We start from the raw sequence: 19,719 nt of genomic DNA, 5'->3' as shown, positions 1-19,719 counted from the left end.
TGCATGAATAACAGAAAAACAGGAATGTTTCTGGCTGCAGCCTGTCTGAGTCTTACACTCTTGACAGGCTGCAGTGCAGAAGGTACGAAGAATTATAAGCAGGCAGCCCAGGATCTGGAAAATGGAAATTATGAGGTTGCACTGGAAGAATATGAGGCTGCGATATCTGCAGGTGTGAAGCCTGCCCAGTCATACAGGGGAGCAGGAGTGGCTCAGCTGAAACTGGGGAATTATGATGAGGCGGTAACATATTTTAGCAATGCCCTTGATTGTGATAAAGTTGGCAAGGCATTAAAGAAAGATATCCTTTCTTACAGGGCGGCGGCTTATCTGAAACTGAAAGAATATGAAGAGGCAATGGCAGATTGTCAGGCGCTGGCGGAATCTTACAATATGGATGCTAATCTGTATTTTCTGACAGGCGAGACTGCATTGGCTATGGATTCTTATGAAGAAGCTTCCTCTAATTTCGAGCAGGCATATGGCGAGGATGCGACCTATGACAGAGCACTCCAGATTTATGGAGCATATCTGGACAAGGATATGGAGGCAGACGGAACCCGTTATCTGGAAGCGGCATTATCCGGAAATGCGAAGAATGCGCAGGATCACTGTGACAGAGGCCGTGTTTATTATTACATGGATGATTATGAAAACGCGACAGCTGAGCTGAAACAGGCCATAGACGGCGATAATACAGAAGCTCTGGCGCTTCTTGGAATGGTATACATGGATCAGGGAGACAGCGCGAATGCGAGGACAATGTTCCAGCAGTATGTATCACAGGCTGAGAATGGGGCAAAAGGATTCAACGGGCTTGCATTATGCGATATAGAGGACGGAGATTACGACAGTGCTCTTTCTAATATATCAAGTGGAATCCATGTGGCAGATGCAGAAGATATGCAGAGTCTGCTGTTTAATGAGATTGCTGTATATGAGAAGAAGCTGGACTTCCAGACTGCGCTGCAGAAAGCGAACGAATATCTGGAACTGTATCCGGATGATAAGACAGTGAAAAAGGAGCTGGCTTTTCTGAAGACCCGTGTAAGTGGAGGAGATAGCAGCACTGATTCACAATTGTCTGATTAAGGAGATATTATGGAAGAATTTGGAAAGCTGGAGGAACGGGTAGTTCTTGTAGGGGTTCAGACAGGTGATAACGACAACGTAGAGGAATCACTGGATGAGCTAGAAGAGCTTGCCTCAACTGCAGGAGCTGTCACAGTAGGTAAGATCATACAAAATCGCGAAGCAGTGCATCCGGGAACCTATATCGGTAAAGGTAAGATCGAGGAAGTGCGTGCGCTGGTGTATGCCATGGATGCGACAGGTATTATCTGTGATGATGAACTTTCTCCTGCACAGTTAAATAACCTGGAGCGTGAGCTCGACTGCAAGGTAATGGACAGAACATTGCTGATTCTGGATATCTTTGCGGCACGCGCTATCACCAGTGAAGGCAAGATTCAGGTAGAGCTTGCACAGCTCCGCTACAGAGCGGCACGTTTGGTTGGTTTGAGAGAATCTCTTTCCCGTCTGGGCGGTGGAATCGGAACGAGAGGTCCTGGTGAGAAGAAACTGGAGACAGACCGACGTCTGATCCGTACCAGAATTTCTGCACTGAAACAGGAACTGTCTCAGGTAGAGAAGCACAGAGAGCTGATTCGTTCCAGTCGTGCGAGAGGCAATATGAAGACTGCTGCAATCGTGGGATATACGAATGCAGGAAAGTCTACACTGTTAAATAAACTGACAGGTTCTGATGTCCTGTCTGAAGATAAATTGTTTGCAACACTGGACCCGACGACCAGACTGCTCAATCTGAAAGATGGGCAGCAGATTCTGCTGACGGATACGGTAGGATTTATTCATAAACTGCCGCATCATCTGGTAGAGGCATTCAAGAGTACACTGGAAGAGGCGAAATATGCGGATTACATTATCCACGTTGTGGATTCCTCGAATCCGCAGGCTGAGATGCAGATGCATGTTGTATATGAGACACTGCGCGAACTTGGCGTGATGGGAAAGAAGATCATCACACTCTTTAACAAGCAGGATGCGCCTGGCGCTTCTGTGCTGAGAGATTTTAAGTCTGATTATACGCAGAAGATTTCTGCAAAGACAGGAGAGGGACTGGATGATCTCAATGACCTGCTGGAGAAGCTTCTGGCAGAAGAACAGATTTATGTAGAGCGCCTTTTCCCATACAGCGAAGCAGGAAAGATTCAGCTTATACGTGAGTATGGCCAGCTGATTTCGGAAGAATACACAGATGAGGGAATCGCTGTGAAGGCCAGAGTGCCGAAGGAAATTTATCCTAAAGTTGTGTAAATATATTCTGGAATGAGCTTTTCGGGATGAAACTTTTGATAATGAAGTTTTTGTAATAAACTTTTCAGAATGAACTTTCGGAAATCTACTTTCTGAAATGAAAGTAAATTCAGAATGTAGATTAATGGGAACGTATGTTTATTTTGGGCTGGATATATGTTATACTGATTTATGGAAATCGTTAGTATATTTATAGTTATTTTAACGGATTATTTGGCATAAAAGCAATAAACCGACGGATGCGCTTCAATAGAATAAAAAATTTTAAAACCTGAAAAACACCATATATTGTACCTTTCTAAGAGACGGGGAACATTATGTGGTGTTTTTGCGTGTTGACGAAAGATAGATACTCTGATACAATAGACCTACAGCGTTTGCCGGTAACGGAGTGAGCGGTAAACGGCAAGTGTCCGTAACAGGACATATGAACAAGAGAAAATGGGGGCAATAGTTATGTTTCAGGTAGTAAAACGTGACGGCGAGATGGACGAATTTAAAATTGGCAAGATTACAGCCGCAATCCATAAAGCCTTTGATGCGAAAGAGAAAAATTATAGCGAAGAGATGATCGATCTCTTAGGGCTGCGTGTTACTTCTGATTTTCAGGACAAAATCACAGATAATAAGATTACAGTAGAGGAGATTCAGGACAGCGTAGAGAATGTACTGATCCAGGCAGGTTATTCAGATGTGGCCAAGGCATATATTCTTTATCGTAAGCAGAGAGAGAAAGTCCGCAATATGAAGTCAACGATTCTTGACTACAAAGAAATCGTAAACAGCTATGTTAAAGTTGAGGACTGGCGTGTAAAAGAGAACTCTACCGTTACTTATTCTGTCGGTGGTCTGATCTTAAGCAACTCTGGTGCAGTTACTGCCAACTACTGGCTGTCTGAGATTTATGACAATGAGATTGCAGAGGCGCACAGAAATGCAGATATTCATATCCACGATCTGTCCATGCTGACCGGATATTGTGCAGGATGGTCACTGAAGCAGCTGATTCAGGAGGGACTTGGCGGAATCGAAGGTAAGATCACGTCTTCACCGGCGAAGCATTTAAGCGTTCTTTGTAACCAGATGGTCAACTTCCTTGGAATCATGCAGAATGAGTGGGCCGGTGCACAGGCATTCTCTTCTTTTGATACGTATCTTGCACCGTTTGTTAAAGCAGACAATTTAAGCTATCCGGAAGTGAAGAAGTGCATTGAATCCTTTATTTATGGAGTAAATACTCCAAGCAGATGGGGAACACAGGCACCGTTTTCCAATATCACACTGGACTGGACCGTACCGGATGACCTTGCAGAGCTTCCTGCTATCGTGGGCGGTAAGAATATGGACTTCAAGTACAAAGACTGTAAGAAAGAGATGGATATGATCAATAAGGCATTTATCGAGACAATGATCGAGGGTGATGCCAACGGACGCGGATTCCAGTATCCGATTCCGACTTATTCCATTACGAAAGAGTTTGACTGGTCTGATACAGAGAATAACCGTCTGCTCTTTGAGATGACATCCAAATATGGAACACCATATTTCTCAAACTATATCAACAGTGATATGAAACCAAGCGATATCCGAAGCATGTGCTGCCGTCTGCGTCTGGACTTAAGAGAACTGCGTAAGAAGAGCGGCGGATTCTTTGGATCAGGAGAGAGTACCGGATCTGTCGGCGTTGTAACAATCAATATGCCGCGTATCGCATACCTTTCCAAGACACCTGAGGAATTTTATAACCGTCTGGATCGTCTGATGGATATTTCCGCACGTTCTCTTCATATCAAGAGAGAAGTCATTGGTAAACTGCTGGATGAGGGATTATATCCATACACAAAGAGATACCTGGGAAGCTTTTCCAATCATTTCTCAACGATTGGTCTGGTAGGAATGAATGAAGTTGGACTGAATGCACGTTGGTTAGGCGGAGATATGTCCGACGAGAACACCCGGAAATTTACAAAAGAAGTTCTGCTTCATATGAGAGAACGTCTCTCCGACTATCAGGAGAAATACGAGGGCGAGCTTTTCAACCTGGAGGCAACACCTGCGGAATCTACTGCATATCGTCTGGCAAAACACGACAGAAAGCGCTGGCCGGATATCAAAACTGCCGGAAAGAAAGGAGATACTCCTTACTATACAAACAGTTCTCATCTTCCGGTTGAGTATACGACAGATATCTTTGATGCACTGGATATTCAGGATGAACTGCAGACATTGTATACATCAGGAACTGTATTCCATGCATTTATCGGTGAGAAGCTTCCTGACTGGAAGGCAGCAGCCGCACTGGTGCGTAAGATTGCAGAGAATTATAAACTGCCGTATTACACCATTTCCCCGACATACTCGGTATGTAAGGAACATGGATATATCAGCGGTGAGCATTTCACCTGTCCGAAATGTGGCAAGAAGGCAGAAGTTTACAGCCGTATCACCGGATATTACAGACCGGTACAGAACTGGAATGACGGTAAGGCCCAGGAATATAAGAACCGTACACTCTATGATGTGATGCATTCCGATATCAAGAAAATGCAGCCGGTACACACAAGCATGGTTACCATGACAAAAGATGATGTGAAGATTGAGCCGGTGACATCACATAAATATTTGTTTACAACAAGCACCTGCCCGAACTGCAAGATGGCAAAGAAGATGCTCGAGGGCGAAGAACTGGAGATCATCGACGCGGAGAAGAATCCGGAGATGGCAAAGGAATTCGGAATCATGCAGGCACCGACGCTGGTTATCACGGATGGTGAGCATATGACGAAGTATGTAAATGCGTCTAATATTCAGAGATATGTGGATGAAGAGATGTAAACACCAGAGTGTGTTTGAAAAAATCATTCCGGCAATCTGCACGCCCCGCCTTGAAATAAGAAAATTTGTCCTGCAAGATTGTTTCAAGAATCAACTTGTCGGCACACTAATACCAGTATTGATGCCTTATGCAGGGTAAGTAGAGTAAGAATGAGAGGAAGAAATCAATATGATAAAACAGAACATAGTATTCGTGGAAAATAAAGCGGGAAGTCTTAAGAGAGTGACGGGCCTGCTTGCCAATAATAACATTAACATTTATGGTTTTGCATGCTTCGATGCACCGGAATTTGCAATCTTCCGTATGATCTGTGACGATCCGGATAAGGCAGAGATTATTTTAAATCAGAGCGGATACATGAACCGTATCACACAGGCAATCGTAGTAGATATGAAGGATCAGGTAGGCGGTCTGGATGAACTTCTGAAAATTATGGCAGACAGCAATGTAAGCCTTGACTACATCTACACTTCTTTCCACAGAAAAGACCTCAGACCTGTAGTGATTCTTCATTCCGAGGATATCACAGTGACAGAGGGCGTACTTAAGAATAATGGATTTAAGTTATTCTCAGCAGCAGACGAACTGGAGAAGTAAGAGACAGCAGATATTATGGCAAGTCAATAAAATACTGCATTATTTATGGATTTACTATAATTATAGAGAAGGATGAGAATCACAGGGCTTGTTGTTGAGTCCTGTGATTTTTTGACTGTAAAGAATAAATAATAACAATGTCATGGGGTTTTGGCATATTATTATGACAAAAAGTATCGTAAAATAGCAGCATGTGAACAGTAGCTATATTTCACTATATTCATATAGGGAATAAAAATATATCTTGACTAAATAGCTAGGAATACTATATAATAGGAAGAAGATAATAATAGATAAAAGTTTCTATAAATATAATGCCGGGTTGAAGTAAGATTTCAGATACCCGGGAAATATAAAATCAGGAGGGTTTTGGAATATGCAGATATCTACTAAAGGAAGATATGCGTTAAGACTGATGCTGGACCTTGCTGTGCATAACACAGGTGAGCTGGTCAAGATTAAAGACATTGCTGCGAGACAGGATATTTCCGAGAAATATCTGGAGCAGATTATTTCATCATTAAAGAAAGCAGGATACGTTAAGAGCTTAAGAGGAGCCCAGGGCGGTTATATGCTCGCCAGAGAGCCTAAGACTTACACTGTAGGCACTATCCTGCGCCTGACAGAGGGCAGCATGAAACCGGTAGCCTGTCTGGAAGATGAACCAAACCAGTGCAGCAAAGCCGGAGAGTGTGTAACACTCCGCTTATGGAAGATGCTGGATGAGGCAATGGAGAGTGTACTGGATAAAGTAACACTCCAGGATCTCAAAGACTGGTATGAACAGATGGGAAATGACTACGTGATCTGATTTCTGCTTCTTGCAGCATCTGCATTGGTTATCACGACGGTAGTGGTAAGAAAGAGAAAAAATAAATAACGGATCTGAGTTATTACACCGATAGATGTATAAAACAGATTATCAACAGCCCTGCGATTTGAAAGTGCAATCGCGGGGCTGTTTTGATATCAAACATGTTCTAAGGATATGCACCGGGAATTTTTTGAATTTACCCCTTGACAATAACGGCTTTTTAGCATATTATGTATATAACATATAATTCATATATATTTACTATGAAATATAAAACAGGGAGGACGAACTCATGGGCAAAATTTATAAGAACGCAGCAGAACTGGTTGGAAATACACCTCTCCTTGAGGTTGGAAATATTGAGAAAGATCTTGGTCTGGAAGCTAAGATTCTTGTTAAACTTGAGTACTTTAACCCGGCAGGAAGTGCTAAGGACCGTATCGCACTGAGCATGATCGAAGATGCAGAAGAGAAAGGTATTCTGAAACCTGGCGCAGTAATCATTGAGCCTACATCAGGAAACACAGGAATTGGCCTTGCCTCTCTTGCAACAATCAAAGGATACAGAGTAATCCTTACCATGCCGGAGACAATGAGTGTTGAGAGAAGAAACATTCTGAAAGCATACGGTGCAGAGATCGTTTTAACAGACGGAACAAAAGGTATGAACGGTGCAATCGCGAAAGCAAATGAACTGGCAGCTGAATATGAGAACAGTTTCATCCCGGGACAGTTCGAGAACCCGGCAAACCCGGCAATCCACAGAAAAACTACAGGACCGGAGATCTGGAGAGATACAGATGGACAGGTTGATATCTTTGTAGCAGGTGTTGGTACAGGCGGAACTATTACTGGTGTTGGTGAATATCTCAAATCCCAGAACCCAGATGTAAAAGTAGTAGCAGTAGAGCCTGCAACTTCTCCGGTACTTTCCCAGGGAAAGAGCGGCCCGCATAAGATTCAGGGTATTGGTGCAGGATTTGTTCCGAAAGCATTAAACACAGATGTATATAATGAAATTATTCCGGTAGAGAACGAAGATGCGTTTGCAACAGGCAAACTGATCGCTAAACATGAAGGAATCCTGGTTGGTATTTCCTCTGGTGCAGCTCTCTATGCAGCAATCGAACTGGCTAAGAGACCGGAGAACAAAGGAAAGACAATCGTAGCACTTCTTCCGGATTCCGGTGACCGTTACTATTCTACTCCATTATTTGTGTAAAATGAAAAAAGCCCTTTTTAGGGCTTTTTTTATTTTACACAAATGTGTTAGAATAAATATCAGGGGCAAAATACCTTTTGCCCCTGACATCTATAAATAAAATTATCATAAACAATAATATTCCGGGTAATCGGATCATAGAACAGGATGGAATAAAAATGAGAAAAGCAATTATCGCAATGAGCGGCGGAGTGGATAGCTCTGTGGCAGCTCTGCTGACAAAGGAATCGGGCGACGAGTGTATCGGTGCTACTATGAAATTGTATCACAATGAAGACATAGGAGTTAAGAGAGAAAATACCTGCTGTTCTCTGGATGACGTGGAGGATGCGAGAAGTGTCTGCTACAGAATGGGAATTAAATTTTATGTCTTTAACTTTTCAGAGAGATTTAAAGAAGATGTCATGGATCGATTCGTGGATGCGTATGAACATGGATGCACGCCGAATCCATGTATCGACTGCAACCGCTATCTGAAATTTGACAAGATGTTTCAGAGAATGCGTGAACTGGAGTACGATTATATCGTAACAGGTCATTATGCCCGCATAGAGTATGATGAGGAGAAAGGCCGTTATTTATTAAAGAAAGCGGTAGATGATACGAAAGACCAGAGTTACGTGCTGTACATGCTGACACAGGAGCAGCTGGCGCACATTTCCCTGCCACTTGGCGGACTGCGCAAGACAGAAGTTCGTGAAATCGCAGAGAAGAATGGATTTGTTAATGCGAGAAAGCATGACAGCCAGGATATCTGTTTCGTGCCGGACGGAGATTATGCGAAGTTTATCGAACAGTACACCGGACGTAAATCAAAGCCGGGAGAATTCGTGGATACAGCGGGAAATGTTCTCGGTAAGCATAAAGGAATCATTCATTATACACTTGGACAGAGAAGAGGACTTGGTATTCCGGCTGCTTCCAGACTGTATGTATGTGAGATTTCACCTAAGCTGAATCAGGTAGTTCTTGGAAGTAACGAGGATCTTTTTCATTCGGAACTGACAGCTGCAAAGGTAAATCTGATTTCCTGCGAATCCCTGAAAGAGCCGATGAGGCTGAAAGCGAAGATCCGCTACCGTCATCCGGAGCAGGATGCAGTGGCATGGCAGACAGAGGATGGAGTTCTTCATGTGCGTTTCGACAAACCACAGAGGGCTATCACAAAAGGACAGGCAGTTGTTCTTTATGACGGAGATATCGTTGTCGGCGGCGGCGTGATCGAGAGCTGCATTAAATAAACAGAAAGTTGAAAATCAGGAATGCAAGTGTACCGACAAGATTGTTTCAAGAATCAACTTGTCGGTACACTTGTTTGTCTTATATTTGCGAATTGCTTTGCTTTGAAATGTTTTTGTAATCTGAATGATAGACATATAGCTATTAACTATTAAAAGCTATAAAATTCTAAGATAAGGTTATCAGGAAAAAACTTTCTTTTTCCTATTGACATACTAGGAATAGGGTGATAATATACAGCTATGCTAAATCATATCAAACAGATATGAAATACGTAGAAAGAGAAGAGGCTTAGAAAATGAGAGTATTAAAAAGCCAGAATCGAATTTGTATAGAAGAGAAACGAATGTGTCTGTGTTGTTGATCTAAGAGAAAACAGAACATATTAAAATAGAAATCCTGAGAATTTTCCGGATATAAGAAGTTGAAGTTCCGGGATACATATCATAGAGTTATATGATCAGAGTGAATCTGATAATAAAGACCATAACGAATTATAATTATAGAGAAAGATGAGGACAAACACATGAGCAAGAAAATCGCAAGAAAAGACAGAAATTTCAAGTTTGAAACATTACAGCTTCACGTAGGACAGGAGAGTCCGGATCCGGTTACAGATGCAAGAGCAGTACCAATCTATCAGACATCCTCTTATGTATTCAGAAACTGCGATCACGCAGCAGCTCGTTTCGGACTTGCAGATGCAGGTAACATCTACGGACGTCTTACAAACCCGACAGAAGATGTATTTGAGAAGAGAATCGCAGCACTTGAAGGTGGTTCCGCAGCACTTGCTGTAGCATCCGGTGCAGCAGCTATTACATATACAATCGAGAACCTTGCACAGCAGGGTGACCACATCGTAGCAGCTAAGAATATCTACGGTGGAACAACAAACCTTCTGGAACATACACTTCCGGCTTACGGAATCAAGACAACATTTGTTGATGTATTTAACCTTGAAGAAGTAGAGAATGCAATCCAGGATAACACAAAAGCTGTTTATATCGAGACTCTTGGAAACCCGAACTCTGATGTAGTTGATATTGAAGCTATCGCAAAGATTGCTCATGCACACAAGATTCCGCTTGTTGTAGATAACACATTTGCAACACCTTACCTTGTAAGACCAATCGAATATGGTGCAGATATCGTTGTTCATTCCGCAACTAAATTCATCGGTGGACATGGAACAACAATCGGTGGTGTCATCGTAGAAGGTGGTAAATTTGACTGGGAAGCATCAGGTAAATTCGCATCTCTTACAGAGCCAAACCCAAGCTACCATGGTGTAAGCTTTACAAAAGCATGCGGACCTGCAGCATTTGTTACAAAAATCCGTGCAATCCTTCTTCGTGACACAGGTGCTACAATCTCTCCGGTAAGCTCTTTCATCTTCCTTCAGGGACTTGAGACACTGTCTCTTCGTGTAGAGCGTCATGTAGAGAACGCACTGAAAGTTGTTCAGTATCTGAACAATCACCCACAGGTAGAGAAAGTTCATCATCCATCTGTATCCACAGATCCAAGCCAGCAGAAACTTTACAAGAAATACTTCCCGAACGGCGGCGGTTCTATCTTTACATTTGAGATTAAAGGTGATGCACAGAAAGCAAAAGACTTCATTGATAACCTTGAACTGTTCTCACTGCTTGCCAATGTAGCTGATGTTAAATCTCTTGTTATCCATCCGGCTACAACAACACACAGCCAGTGCACAGAAGAAGAGCTTCTCGATCAGGGTATCAAACCAAACACAATCCGTCTTTCTATCGGTACAGAGAACGTTGACGATATTATTCAGGACCTTGACGAAGCATTCAAAGCTGTTGCTGAATAATGAATGGTTTGTAGCTGTTCAGCAGTCTGCTATCCCGCGAGGTGCTGAACAGTTACGATGATTTTTAGAAGTAAATAAGTAGTATTTTCGATTATCATTGCATATGCCTCCTTAATTATTGCAAGAATAGAATAACGTGATAAGAAGACCATTTTCCGGAGTTTATCCCCCGATATCCGTAAGATGGTCTTTTTTATGTGATTCTATTCTTTAACCGAATCAAGCAAGTCCCCTGCTTCAATTGCTAAGAGCAATAGGCAGTGGGTGGGGACTTGACAAATGATGAAAATGCGATATAATACAAAAATGCAAATAAGTTGCAAATACAAACAGATTGCAAATACGAACAAGTTGCAAATATCACAACATTGATCAGATAGGAGAAGATAGAAGATACGAGGCAGATAATTTGGTTGTATCTGCGAAATTTCTATAGAAATAATTTTGTGTGATATCAGGAGGGTATATGTCAGAGATTATATTAGATTCAGCAATAGACAGTATTAAGCTGCTTCCATTCCTGTTTCTTACTTATTTATTTATGGAATGGCTGGAACATAAGACAGGTTCAGCGGCACGCAACAGAATCCGCACAGCAGGGAAGCTTGGACCGGTATGGGGAGGGCTTCTGGGTGTGATTCCACAGTGTGGCTTCTCGGCTGCGGCATCCAGTCTTTTTTCAGGTCGTGTGATTACTGTGGGAACACTGATCGCAGTGTATCTGTCTACTTCAGATGAGATGTTTCCGATCATGATTTCTAATGCTGTGCCGGCTGTTACGATTGTGAAAATACTGTCCTGCAAGGCGGCAATTGGAATCTTTTCCGGTCTGGTTGTGGAATATGTTTATACGCATATTTTGAAGAAGCAGGAGAAGGATATGGATATTCATGAGATCTGCGAGGAGGAGCGCTGTCATTGTGAGCATGGACTGCTTTCCTCAGCAGCATCCCACACATTGAAAGTTTTTGTATATATTTTCTTGATTTCTCTGGCTTTAAATATTATCATTGGACTGGCAGGAGAAGAAACACTGGCAGGATTTTTTACAGGGACACCGATCGTGGGTGAGATGATGGCGGCTCTTGTAGGTCTGATTCCGAACTGTGCTTCTTCTGTAGTGATTACTCAGTTATACCTGGATCACATTATCGGAGCGGGTGCGATGATGGCGGGACTTCTGGCAAATGCAGGAGTCGGACTTCTGATCCTGTTCCGTTTAAATCACGACAGAGCTCAGAATCTGAAAATTATCGGAACTCTTTACGGACTGAGTGTATTCTGGGGAATTATTATTGAATTTGCAGGAATCGTATTTTAGGAGGAATTATGGCGGGAAGCAGTTATGCGACGGCAAGCCGCAGGAAAATACTTGAATATCTGAAGAACAGCAATGATCATACGGTGACAGCAGCGGATGTGGACGAATATCTGAAACAGCATGACAGCGAGGTAAATATCACAACGATTTACCGTTACCTGGATAAACTTGCGAAGGATGGCACAGTGATTAAATACGTGGCTGAGAAAGGATGTCAGGCGGCCTATCAGTATGTAGAGCCGGGACGTGGATGCGAACAGCATCTGCATCTGAAATGTGTGAAATGTGGAAAGATTATTCATCTGGAATGTCACTTTATGGAAGAGATTTCTCATCATATCGAAGAAAGTCATGGATTTACATTGCAGTGCAAGAATTCTATTCTGTATGGAATATGTAAAGAGTGTAAACCTGGCGATCACGAAAATGCTGAGTAGGTAAAGCGTATGCTATTATTCAATACATTAAAAGTTTGTTTTTAACCAAATCAAGTAAGTCACCTGCTTCAATTGAGAAGAGCGATAGTTACTGTTCACTGATAATATCCCGCGAGGTGTTTTTTGTGAGCGAAGGTCACAGAAAACCCGAGACATACCGCGCGAATTTATGCGATTAGCATAAATTAAGTTTGCGAAGCAAACGATACTCCTTGGGCTTTGCACAAGGAGGTTCATATTTTTTGCATCGCGAAGCGTGTTGCTGGGAACAGAGTGAACAGTAACGAGCGATAAGCAGTGAGTATTTATGGATAAAGATTGAAGGTTGACTGTTTTTATCAGATGATGTAAACTTGTGAAATGAGCATTTTCAAGATATTATAAAGCCCGGAGGCCGAAGATGTGTCCTCCGGGTTATCTGCGTTTTGTATATGACATTTCAGGATATATACAAAAAGATGATAAAAGGTCTGGCGTAAAACTATGACAGGAGGAGGACAATATGAGAAGTGAAAGCTTCAGAAAGGGTTTAAAAGACGGTGTCCCCATAGGACTGGGATATTTTGCCGTATCATTTACGTTTGGTATGATGGCGGTTGCTGACGGGCTGAGTATCTGGCAGGCGGTATTGATTTCGTTGACAAATGTAACATCCGCGGGGCAGTTTGCGGGACTTGACATTATGGTAATGAGTGGCTCTTATTGGGAAATGGCGCTGACACAGTTGATCATTAATCTGAGATATTGTCTGATGTCATTTTCCCTTGCACAGAAATTCAGAAGGGATGAATCACCGGTTCATCGTTATATTGCGGCATTTGGCGTGACAGATGAAATTTTTGGAATCAGTGCAAGTCAGCCGGGAAAAGTAAGCACCTTTTACAATTATGGAGCAATGTGTGTAGCGATTCCTGGCTGGGTACTTGGAACGCTGGCAGGTGCGATTTCAGGAAATCTTCTTCCGGACTTTATGATGAGTGCACTCAGTGTGGCCATTTATGGAATGTTCCTTGCAATCATTATTCCACCTGCGAAGCAGAATAAAGCAGTGCTGGCAGTTGTTGTGGCTGCGATGGTGATGAGCACACTGTTTAAAGTGACTCCGTTGTTATCAAAGGTTTCCTCGGGATTTGTAATTATTATCACAACGTTGATCGTGGCAGGCGCGGCGGCATATTTCTGTCCGATCGAGGGAGAGAAAGAGGAGGACAAGGCTCATGAATCATAACATTTATATTTATATTCTGGTAATGGCGGCAGTTACATATCTGATCCGTATGCTTCCTCTGGCACTTTCGAGAAAAGAAATTACCAGTCCGTTTATTAAGTCATTTCTGTATTACGTGCCTTATGCGTGTCTGGCAGCGATGACTTTCCCGGCAATTCTTTTTGCAACAGATAGTGTGATTTCTGCGGCAGTTGGATTTATTGTGGCGCTGATTGCGGCATATAAAGAGAGAAGCCTCCTTACGGTTGCGTTATTCGCATGCGCGGCGGTCTTTATTGTGGAAAGAGTTCTGGAATTTTCGATGTAGATGTGGATAATCCGAATCAACTTTAGTGTGAGCTATCAGCAAAGTTGATGTTACTTATTTGATTTGGTTAAAAAACGGATATGTGTCATGTGAATGGAATATGACACACATCCGTTTTTTGTGAAAGTCCTAAACAGTAATATGAAAGTGTCATGTCTGTGTAGGACGTATGGATAGATAGAAAACCATATTATTTCAGGAAGCTTACATCAATCTCACCATCAAAAACAGTAGTTGCAGGACCGGTCATGTAAACCAGGTTCTCCTGTCTGTTCCAGAAAATCTGCAGGTCGCCGCCGAGCAGTTTCACAGTAACAGGTTTGTCTCCGTCTACGTGACCATTTAAAATAGAAGCAACAGCAACTGCACATGCTCCTGTACCGCAGGCAAGTGTTTCACCTGAACCACGTTCCCATACACGCATCTTGAGTGTGTGTTCATCAATCACTTCTACAAACTCTGTATTTACACGATCCGGGAATGCTACGTGATTTTCGAAAGATGGACCGATTTTTTCGATATCAAGATGGTCGATATCCGCCATATAGACGATCGCATGAGGATTTCCCATGGAAACAGCTGTTATGTAATAAGTTTCTCCGTCTACGACAAGCGGCTCATTGATAACTTCTTCCTTCTCGGATACGACAGGAATCTGTTTTGCTGTCAGAATCGGAGAACCCATATTTACTTTTACCAGAGATACTTTACCATCTTTGACAGTGAGATCCAGATATTTGATGCCGCTTTTGGTTGCGACAGAGATACGTTTTTTATTTACGATGCCGTAGTCATAAGCATATTTGGCAACGCAGCGGATACCGTTTCCACACATAGCGCCCTGAGAACCATCCAGATTGTACATGTCCATCTCACAGTCGGCTACATCTGACGGTTTGATCAGAATCAGTCCGTCAGAACCGATACCAAAGTGGCGGTCACTGATATATCTGGCTACCGCGGATGGATTCTCCACAGTTTCCTCAAAACAGTTTACATATACATAATCATTTCCAATTCCGTGCATTTTAGTAAATTTCATCGACAAATCCTCCTCTTATTTAAAATAAAATGATAATTATTTATACACCTCTTATTTTCCGATATCTGTTACTATAAAGGAAAAACGTTATGAAAAAGTGAAAAACGCAATGGTTCTAACGAAATCATATTATACATTATATGGAAAATGGTTCTGTCATTCAAGTTTTACCTTGCATTTTATAGAAAGTATGTTAAAATTAAAAACAAAAATATACAACCGAAACGCATAATTATACGTTGCTGTATGAAGAGAGAAGGCAGCAACAGTATCTATACTTTCGGATGCGAGGAGGAAGAAAGATGAAAGATCAGAAGAGATTTGCAACTCTTGCACTTAGTGCGATTATGGTAGTTTCTATGGCAGGAAGCGTATCCGCAGCTCAGAAAGTTGAATCAAAAGATGACCTTGCAGGAGCAACAATCGGTGTTCAGCTTGGTACAACAGGTGACCTTGATGCATCTGATTATGAGAAAGACGGTTCTACAGTAGAACGTTACAGCAAAGGAAGCGAAGCTGTTCAGGCATTAAAAGCAGGTCAGATCGACTGTGTGATTATTGATTCACAGCCAGCTCAGAAATTCGTAGAGAATAATGATGACCTTAAGATCCTGGATGAGCCATTTGAAGAAGAAGAATACGCAATCTGCTTAAAGAAGGGTAATGATGAACTTCTTGACAAGATCAACGGGGCTCTGAAAGAACTCAAAGATGATGGAACTATCGACAGCATCATGAATAATTACATTGGTGAGGATGCCGGTAAGACTCCATATGAATCACCGGAAGATGTTGACCGTTCTAACGGAACACTGGTAATGGCTACTAACGCTGAGTTCGAGCCATATGAATATCACGAAGGTGATGACATTGTTGGTATCGATGCAGATATTGCTCAGGCAATCTGCGATAAACTTGGATATGAACTGAAGATCGAAGATATGGAATTCGACTCCATCCTTCCGGCAGTACAGTCCGGTAAGGCAGACTTCGGTGCAGCAGGTATGACTGTAACAGAAGACCGTAAATCCAGCGTTGATTTTACAGATACATATGCAGATGCAAGCCAGGTTATCATTGTAAAGAAATAAATATTGGAACAAAACAACAGAGCTGTTGACGATCTGCCAACAGCTCTCTTTTCGGGACAGAGGTTTTTATGAATAATCCTATGATATTAGCAAGTATAAAAGAAGATTTTTATCTGAACTTTATTAAAGATGATCGTTATCTCTGGTTGGTAGATGGTCTGAAAACAACCCTTATTATCACAGTGTTTGCGGTAATCGTGGGGCTGATCATCGGCTTTCTGGTAGCTATCATCCGTTCCGCACATGATAAGTCAGGTTCTTTTAAGATTCTCAATGCAATCTGCAGAGTTTATCTGACTGTGATCCGCGGAACACCAACCATGATCCAGCTGCTGATCATGAACTTTGTAATTTTTGGCTCTGTAAGTATCAATAAGATTATCGTGGGCGGACTTGCCTTTGGTATCAACTCTGGTGCTTATGTAGCTGAAATCGTCCGTTCCGGTATCATGTCTATTGATCAGGGACAGACAGAGGCAGGACGAAGCCTGGGACTGAATTTCAGCCAGACGATGCGCCTGATCATTATCCCACAGGCATTTAAGAATGTACTTCCGGCACTGGTAAATGAATTTATCGTGCTGATCAAAGAGACATCCATCATCGGTTATATCGGTATGATGGACCTGACAAAGGGTGCTATGCTGATTCAGAGCCGTACCTATAATGCGTTCTGGCCATTGATGGCAGCAGCAGCGATCTATCTTGTGATCGTTGGAATCCTTACATGGGGTATGAATAAACTGGAAAGGAGATTGAGAACCAGTGAGCGATAAGAATGTACTGATCCAGGTGAAAGAACTGAAAAAAGCTTTTGGCAGTAATCAGGTTCTTGACGGAATTACAACGGATATCTGTCAGGGAGAAGTAGTAGCGATCATCGGTCCTTCCGGTTCCGGTAAATCTACTTTCCTGAGATCTTTAAATCTTCTGGAGGTTCCGACAGGCGGACAGATTCTCTTTGAGGGAGCAGATATCACAGATCCGAAGGTTGATATCAACAGACACCGTCAGAAAATCGGAATGGTGTTCCAGCAGTTTAATCTTTTTCCGCATAAAACGGTAAAACAGAACATTATGCTGGCGCCGGTAGAACTGAAACTGATGACAAAGGAAGAAGCGTCTAAGAAAGCGGATGAGCTTCTGGCGCGTGTAGGACTTCCGGACAAAGCCAATGCATATCCGGATATGCTTTCCGGTGGACAGAAACAGCGTATTGCTATTGCCCGTTCTCTGGCTATGAACCCGGATGTAATGCTCTTTGACGAGCCGACTTCCGCACTCGACCCTGAGATGGTTGGTGAGGTTCTGGAGCTGATGAAGGAGCTTGCACAGTCCGGTATGACCATGGTTGTTGTTACTCATGAGATGGGATTTGCCAGAGAAGTAGCGACAAGAGTTCTTTTCATCGACGATGGTAAGATTCAGGAGGAGAATACACCGAAAGAATTCTTTGAGAATCCGAAGAATCCGAGACTGAGAGACTTCCTTTCAAAAGTTTTATAACAGGGAATCATAATGCTGAAAAAATTTAACAGTTTTATAGAGAAATGGATGGCACTGGTAACACCGACATGCCTGTTGATGGGCGTGTGTTTTCCTGATATTGCCAAATGCGGTCTGCCTTATGTGCCGGCCGTATTTGCATTTATAACATTTGCGGGGGCGCTGAAATCGCGTTTCCGTGACGTGGCGAATGTGTTTCGCCATCCGGGGGCTCTGCTTATCATTATGCTTTTGCTTCATGTTGTGATGCCGGCAGCGGCTTGTGGCGCAGGGCATATTTTCTTTGGCGATAATATGGATCTGATCACAGGAATGGTGCTGGAATTTGCAGTTCCTACGGCAGTAGTAAGCCTGATGTGGGTGACAATTTATGAGGGAAACAGCCCGTTATCGTTGTCACTTGTGGTTATGGATACGGTGCTGGCACCGTTTCTGATTCCGGCTACTTTGCGGATTCTGCTGGGTTCCGCAGTGACGATGGATCCGACGAAAATGATGCGGGAGCTGGTATTTATGGTGGCACTTCCGGCTATCGCTGCGATGACTTTGAACCAGGTTACAGATGGAAAAGTGATGAAGACATGGCCGGGAAAACTGGCACCTTTTTCCAAGCTGGCATTGATGTTTGTGGTGACCTCTAATTCATCTAAAGTGGCGCCGTATATCAGGGATATGAATATGCAGAGGGTGAAAGTGGCATTGGCAATTCTGGTGCTGGCTGCGTCAGGATATGCGCTTGGCTGGCTGGTGGCTCATGTGTTCAGACGTGACCGAAGTATAGCGGTTTCGATGATGTATGGAACAGGAATGAGAAATATCAGCGCAGGAGCAGTGATAGCGGCTGCATATTTTCCGGGAGAGGTGATGTTTCCGGTTATGATCGGGACGTTGTTTCAGCAGGTGCTGGCGGCACTGTTTGGAAAACTGCTGGCACAGAAGGACATGAAAACTGATAAGTAATTAGTATAGAACGCAAATCAATTTGGCAAAGCGAAGTGTTGGATTTATCAACGCAATAAGGCAGTGGAGTGTAATCCATTTCGATTATAGCAATCCTCGTAAATAATGCATTTAAGACAGTTCAGCAGAGTGCGAAAGACAAGGAAGATATCTGCAGGCGTGCTAACGCACGGCAAAGATATCTGACGCAGGATTTCACACTCTGATGGGCTGGATTAAGATGCATTATTTTAGAAGCTTGCTATAGAATGAGTTGCGTTCATATTATGTAAAACAGGGACTGTAAGCAGAAATTGATATAAAATATCAATCAGCGTATAGTCCCTGTTTATATTATCAGCATTGGAATATGTTTTTTGCGAAAGAAGAGACAGGTATCTGCTTCTCAATTCTCAGGAGAATCAATCTGCGATTCAGTCTTCTCTGCATTCGAAGCTTCTACGTATTTCTTAAGTTCTTTGTAGCAATATTTGATGATCTCTTTACGGGTAATGATACCGATAAAGTATCCCTGATCATCGACAACCGGAACATAATTCTGGTTAATGGCCTTATCAAGCAGATCCTCCATATCGGAGTCTGCGTGAACTGCTTTGTAGGTTGCCCTGCGTGGGATAGCCATGATTGAAATGCCCTCGGCTGCTTTCAGATTTGGGACATTTAAGGTTTTCATTCCCCAGAGCAGATCGCCTTCAGAAATGGTTCCTTTATATTTTCCATCCAGACTCAGAAGTGGAATACAAGAGAATTTCCTGTGCTCCATTTTCTCAAGTGTCTGGCGGAGTGTTTCATCTTCAAATATATATGCTACGTCGCTTTTTGGTGTTAAGAAAAACAAAATATTCACTTGTGTATTTACCCCGCTACATTCATTGCGATATGCGCAGATATATCTGGGCATATGTGATTATCTGATATAGATGTACTGACGAATCAATATCT

Annotated in this window: 18 protein-coding genes; 16 read left to right on the top strand and 2 right to left on the bottom strand. The window is 42.6% G+C overall.

What is annotated here, in order from left to right:
* Window positions 1-3: 3 nt before the first annotated feature.
* The 12 genes from ACTNC0_RS07290 to ACTNC0_RS07235 all read left to right on the top strand — a co-directional run bounded on the left by ACTNC0_RS07290 (window position 4) and on the right by ACTNC0_RS07235 (window position 14,178).
* On the top strand, window positions 4-1,092 hold the full coding sequence (locus tag ACTNC0_RS07290) for a tetratricopeptide repeat protein (RefSeq protein ID WP_441086884.1): 1,089 nt from the start codon (window positions 4-6) through the stop codon (window positions 1,090-1,092).
* 9 nt (window positions 1,093-1,101) lie between these two features.
* Complete coding sequence (hflX, locus tag ACTNC0_RS07285) at window positions 1,102-2,337, top strand: GTPase HflX (RefSeq protein WP_441086883.1); 1,236 nt, start codon at window positions 1,102-1,104, stop codon at window positions 2,335-2,337.
* 456 nt (window positions 2,338-2,793) lie between these two features.
* On the top strand, window positions 2,794-5,172 hold the full coding sequence (locus ACTNC0_RS07280) for a ribonucleoside triphosphate reductase (RefSeq protein ID WP_441086882.1): 2,379 nt from the start codon (window positions 2,794-2,796) through the stop codon (window positions 5,170-5,172).
* A gap of 169 nt (window positions 5,173-5,341) precedes the next feature.
* A complete protein-coding gene (locus tag ACTNC0_RS07275; RefSeq protein ID WP_441086881.1) occupies window positions 5,342-5,770 on the top strand; it encodes an amino acid-binding protein in 429 nt (142 codons plus the stop codon).
* Between the two features lie 376 nt (window positions 5,771-6,146).
* Window positions 6,147-6,581 (top strand): RrF2 family transcriptional regulator, encoded by a 435-nt coding sequence (locus tag ACTNC0_RS07270; RefSeq protein WP_118247033.1) that lies wholly within the window; start codon window positions 6,147-6,149, stop codon window positions 6,579-6,581.
* Window positions 6,582-6,876: 295 nt separating this feature from the next.
* Window positions 6,877-7,806 (top strand): cysteine synthase A, encoded by a 930-nt coding sequence (cysK, locus tag ACTNC0_RS07265; RefSeq protein WP_441086880.1) that lies wholly within the window; start codon window positions 6,877-6,879, stop codon window positions 7,804-7,806.
* Between the two features lie 158 nt (window positions 7,807-7,964).
* Entirely contained in the window at window positions 7,965-9,047 is a 1,083-nt protein-coding gene (gene mnmA / locus ACTNC0_RS07260; protein ID WP_441086879.1) for a tRNA 2-thiouridine(34) synthase MnmA, read from the top strand.
* 524 nt (window positions 9,048-9,571) lie between these two features.
* Window positions 9,572-10,885, top strand: a complete 1,314-nt coding sequence (locus ACTNC0_RS07255; protein ID WP_441086878.1) for an O-acetylhomoserine aminocarboxypropyltransferase/cysteine synthase family protein — start codon at window positions 9,572-9,574, stop codon at window positions 10,883-10,885.
* Between the two features lie 466 nt (window positions 10,886-11,351).
* Entirely contained in the window at window positions 11,352-12,206 is an 855-nt protein-coding gene (locus ACTNC0_RS07250) for a putative manganese transporter (RefSeq protein WP_441086877.1), read from the top strand.
* An 8-nt stretch (window positions 12,207-12,214) separates the two neighbouring features.
* Window positions 12,215-12,643: a Fur family transcriptional regulator gene (locus ACTNC0_RS07245; RefSeq protein WP_117674353.1), complete on the top strand. Its 429-nt coding sequence runs from the start codon at window positions 12,215-12,217 to the stop codon at window positions 12,641-12,643.
* Window positions 12,644-13,145: 502 nt separating this feature from the next.
* On the top strand, window positions 13,146-13,871 hold the full coding sequence (locus ACTNC0_RS07240; RefSeq protein WP_441086876.1) for an AzlC family ABC transporter permease: 726 nt from the start codon (window positions 13,146-13,148) through the stop codon (window positions 13,869-13,871).
* Window positions 13,861-14,178, top strand: coding sequence for an AzlD domain-containing protein (locus tag ACTNC0_RS07235; RefSeq protein ID WP_117844143.1), 318 nt, complete (start codon window positions 13,861-13,863; stop codon window positions 14,176-14,178). The genes ACTNC0_RS07240 and ACTNC0_RS07235 overlap by 11 nt, the downstream gene beginning before the upstream one ends.
* A 190-nt stretch (window positions 14,179-14,368) precedes the next feature.
* On the opposite strand, the gene dapF is transcribed toward ACTNC0_RS07235, so the two are convergent.
* Window positions 14,369-15,220, bottom strand: a complete 852-nt coding sequence (gene dapF, locus ACTNC0_RS07230; protein ID WP_441086875.1) for a diaminopimelate epimerase — start codon at window positions 15,218-15,220, stop codon at window positions 14,369-14,371.
* 302 nt (window positions 15,221-15,522) lie between these two features.
* Here dapF and ACTNC0_RS07225 point away from each other — a divergent pair, with 302 nt between their 5' ends.
* From ACTNC0_RS07225 to ACTNC0_RS07210, 4 genes are all read left to right on the top strand, one after another.
* Complete coding sequence (locus ACTNC0_RS07225) at window positions 15,523-16,311, top strand: transporter substrate-binding domain-containing protein (RefSeq protein ID WP_441086874.1); 789 nt, start codon at window positions 15,523-15,525, stop codon at window positions 16,309-16,311.
* 68 nt (window positions 16,312-16,379) lie between these two features.
* Window positions 16,380-17,087, top strand: a complete 708-nt coding sequence (locus tag ACTNC0_RS07220) for an amino acid ABC transporter permease (RefSeq protein ID WP_178761092.1) — start codon at window positions 16,380-16,382, stop codon at window positions 17,085-17,087.
* Entirely contained in the window at window positions 17,077-17,817 is a 741-nt protein-coding gene (locus tag ACTNC0_RS07215) for an amino acid ABC transporter ATP-binding protein (RefSeq protein WP_441086873.1), read from the top strand. Before ACTNC0_RS07220 ends, ACTNC0_RS07215 begins: the two co-directional genes overlap by 11 nt.
* A 12-nt stretch (window positions 17,818-17,829) precedes the next feature.
* Window positions 17,830-18,777 (top strand): bile acid:sodium symporter family protein, encoded by a 948-nt coding sequence (locus ACTNC0_RS07210; protein WP_441086872.1) that lies wholly within the window; start codon window positions 17,830-17,832, stop codon window positions 18,775-18,777.
* 385 nt (window positions 18,778-19,162) lie between these two features.
* Here ACTNC0_RS07210 and ACTNC0_RS07205 read toward each other — a convergent pair whose 3' ends face one another.
* Window positions 19,163-19,624, bottom strand: coding sequence for a CBS domain-containing protein (locus tag ACTNC0_RS07205; protein ID WP_441086871.1), 462 nt, complete (start codon window positions 19,622-19,624; stop codon window positions 19,163-19,165).
* Between the last annotated feature and the right edge of the window lie 95 nt (window positions 19,625-19,719).

The organism is Blautia sp. HCP3S3_B11, assembly GCF_052064435.1.
GTDB lineage: Bacteria > Bacillota > Clostridia > Lachnospirales > Lachnospiraceae > Blautia_A.
Note: the sequence above shows the minus strand (reverse complement) of the source record. Positions and strands in the feature narration are given on the sequence as shown.

What these genes read in the sequence shown, in the direction of transcription:
- ACTNC0_RS07290 (WP_441086884.1), top strand. Translation starts at nt 4, where the DNA reads ATGAATAACAGAAAAACAGGAATGTTTCTGGCTGCAGCCTGTCTGAGT.
- hflX (WP_441086883.1), top strand. Translation starts at nt 1,102, where the DNA reads ATGGAAGAATTTGGAAAGCTGGAGGAACGGGTAGTTCTTGTAGGGGTT.
- ACTNC0_RS07280 (WP_441086882.1), top strand. Translation starts at nt 2,794, where the DNA reads ATGTTTCAGGTAGTAAAACGTGACGGCGAGATGGACGAATTTAAAATT.
- ACTNC0_RS07275 (WP_441086881.1), top strand. Translation starts at nt 5,342, where the DNA reads ATGATAAAACAGAACATAGTATTCGTGGAAAATAAAGCGGGAAGTCTT.
- ACTNC0_RS07270 (WP_118247033.1), top strand. Translation starts at nt 6,147, where the DNA reads ATGCAGATATCTACTAAAGGAAGATATGCGTTAAGACTGATGCTGGAC.
- cysK (WP_441086880.1), top strand. Translation starts at nt 6,877, where the DNA reads ATGGGCAAAATTTATAAGAACGCAGCAGAACTGGTTGGAAATACACCT.
- mnmA (WP_441086879.1), top strand. Translation starts at nt 7,965, where the DNA reads ATGAGAAAAGCAATTATCGCAATGAGCGGCGGAGTGGATAGCTCTGTG.
- ACTNC0_RS07255 (WP_441086878.1), top strand. Translation starts at nt 9,572, where the DNA reads ATGAGCAAGAAAATCGCAAGAAAAGACAGAAATTTCAAGTTTGAAACA.
- ACTNC0_RS07250 (WP_441086877.1), top strand. Translation starts at nt 11,352, where the DNA reads ATGTCAGAGATTATATTAGATTCAGCAATAGACAGTATTAAGCTGCTT.
- ACTNC0_RS07245 (WP_117674353.1), top strand. Translation starts at nt 12,215, where the DNA reads ATGGCGGGAAGCAGTTATGCGACGGCAAGCCGCAGGAAAATACTTGAA.
- ACTNC0_RS07240 (WP_441086876.1), top strand. Translation starts at nt 13,146, where the DNA reads ATGAGAAGTGAAAGCTTCAGAAAGGGTTTAAAAGACGGTGTCCCCATA.
- ACTNC0_RS07235 (WP_117844143.1), top strand. Translation starts at nt 13,861, where the DNA reads ATGAATCATAACATTTATATTTATATTCTGGTAATGGCGGCAGTTACA.
- dapF (WP_441086875.1), bottom strand. Translation starts at nt 15,220, where the DNA reads ATGAAATTTACTAAAATGCACGGAATTGGAAATGATTATGTATATGTA.
- ACTNC0_RS07225 (WP_441086874.1), top strand. Translation starts at nt 15,523, where the DNA reads ATGAAAGATCAGAAGAGATTTGCAACTCTTGCACTTAGTGCGATTATG.
- ACTNC0_RS07220 (WP_178761092.1), top strand. Translation starts at nt 16,380, where the DNA reads ATGAATAATCCTATGATATTAGCAAGTATAAAAGAAGATTTTTATCTG.
- ACTNC0_RS07210 (WP_441086872.1), top strand. Translation starts at nt 17,830, where the DNA reads ATGCTGAAAAAATTTAACAGTTTTATAGAGAAATGGATGGCACTGGTA.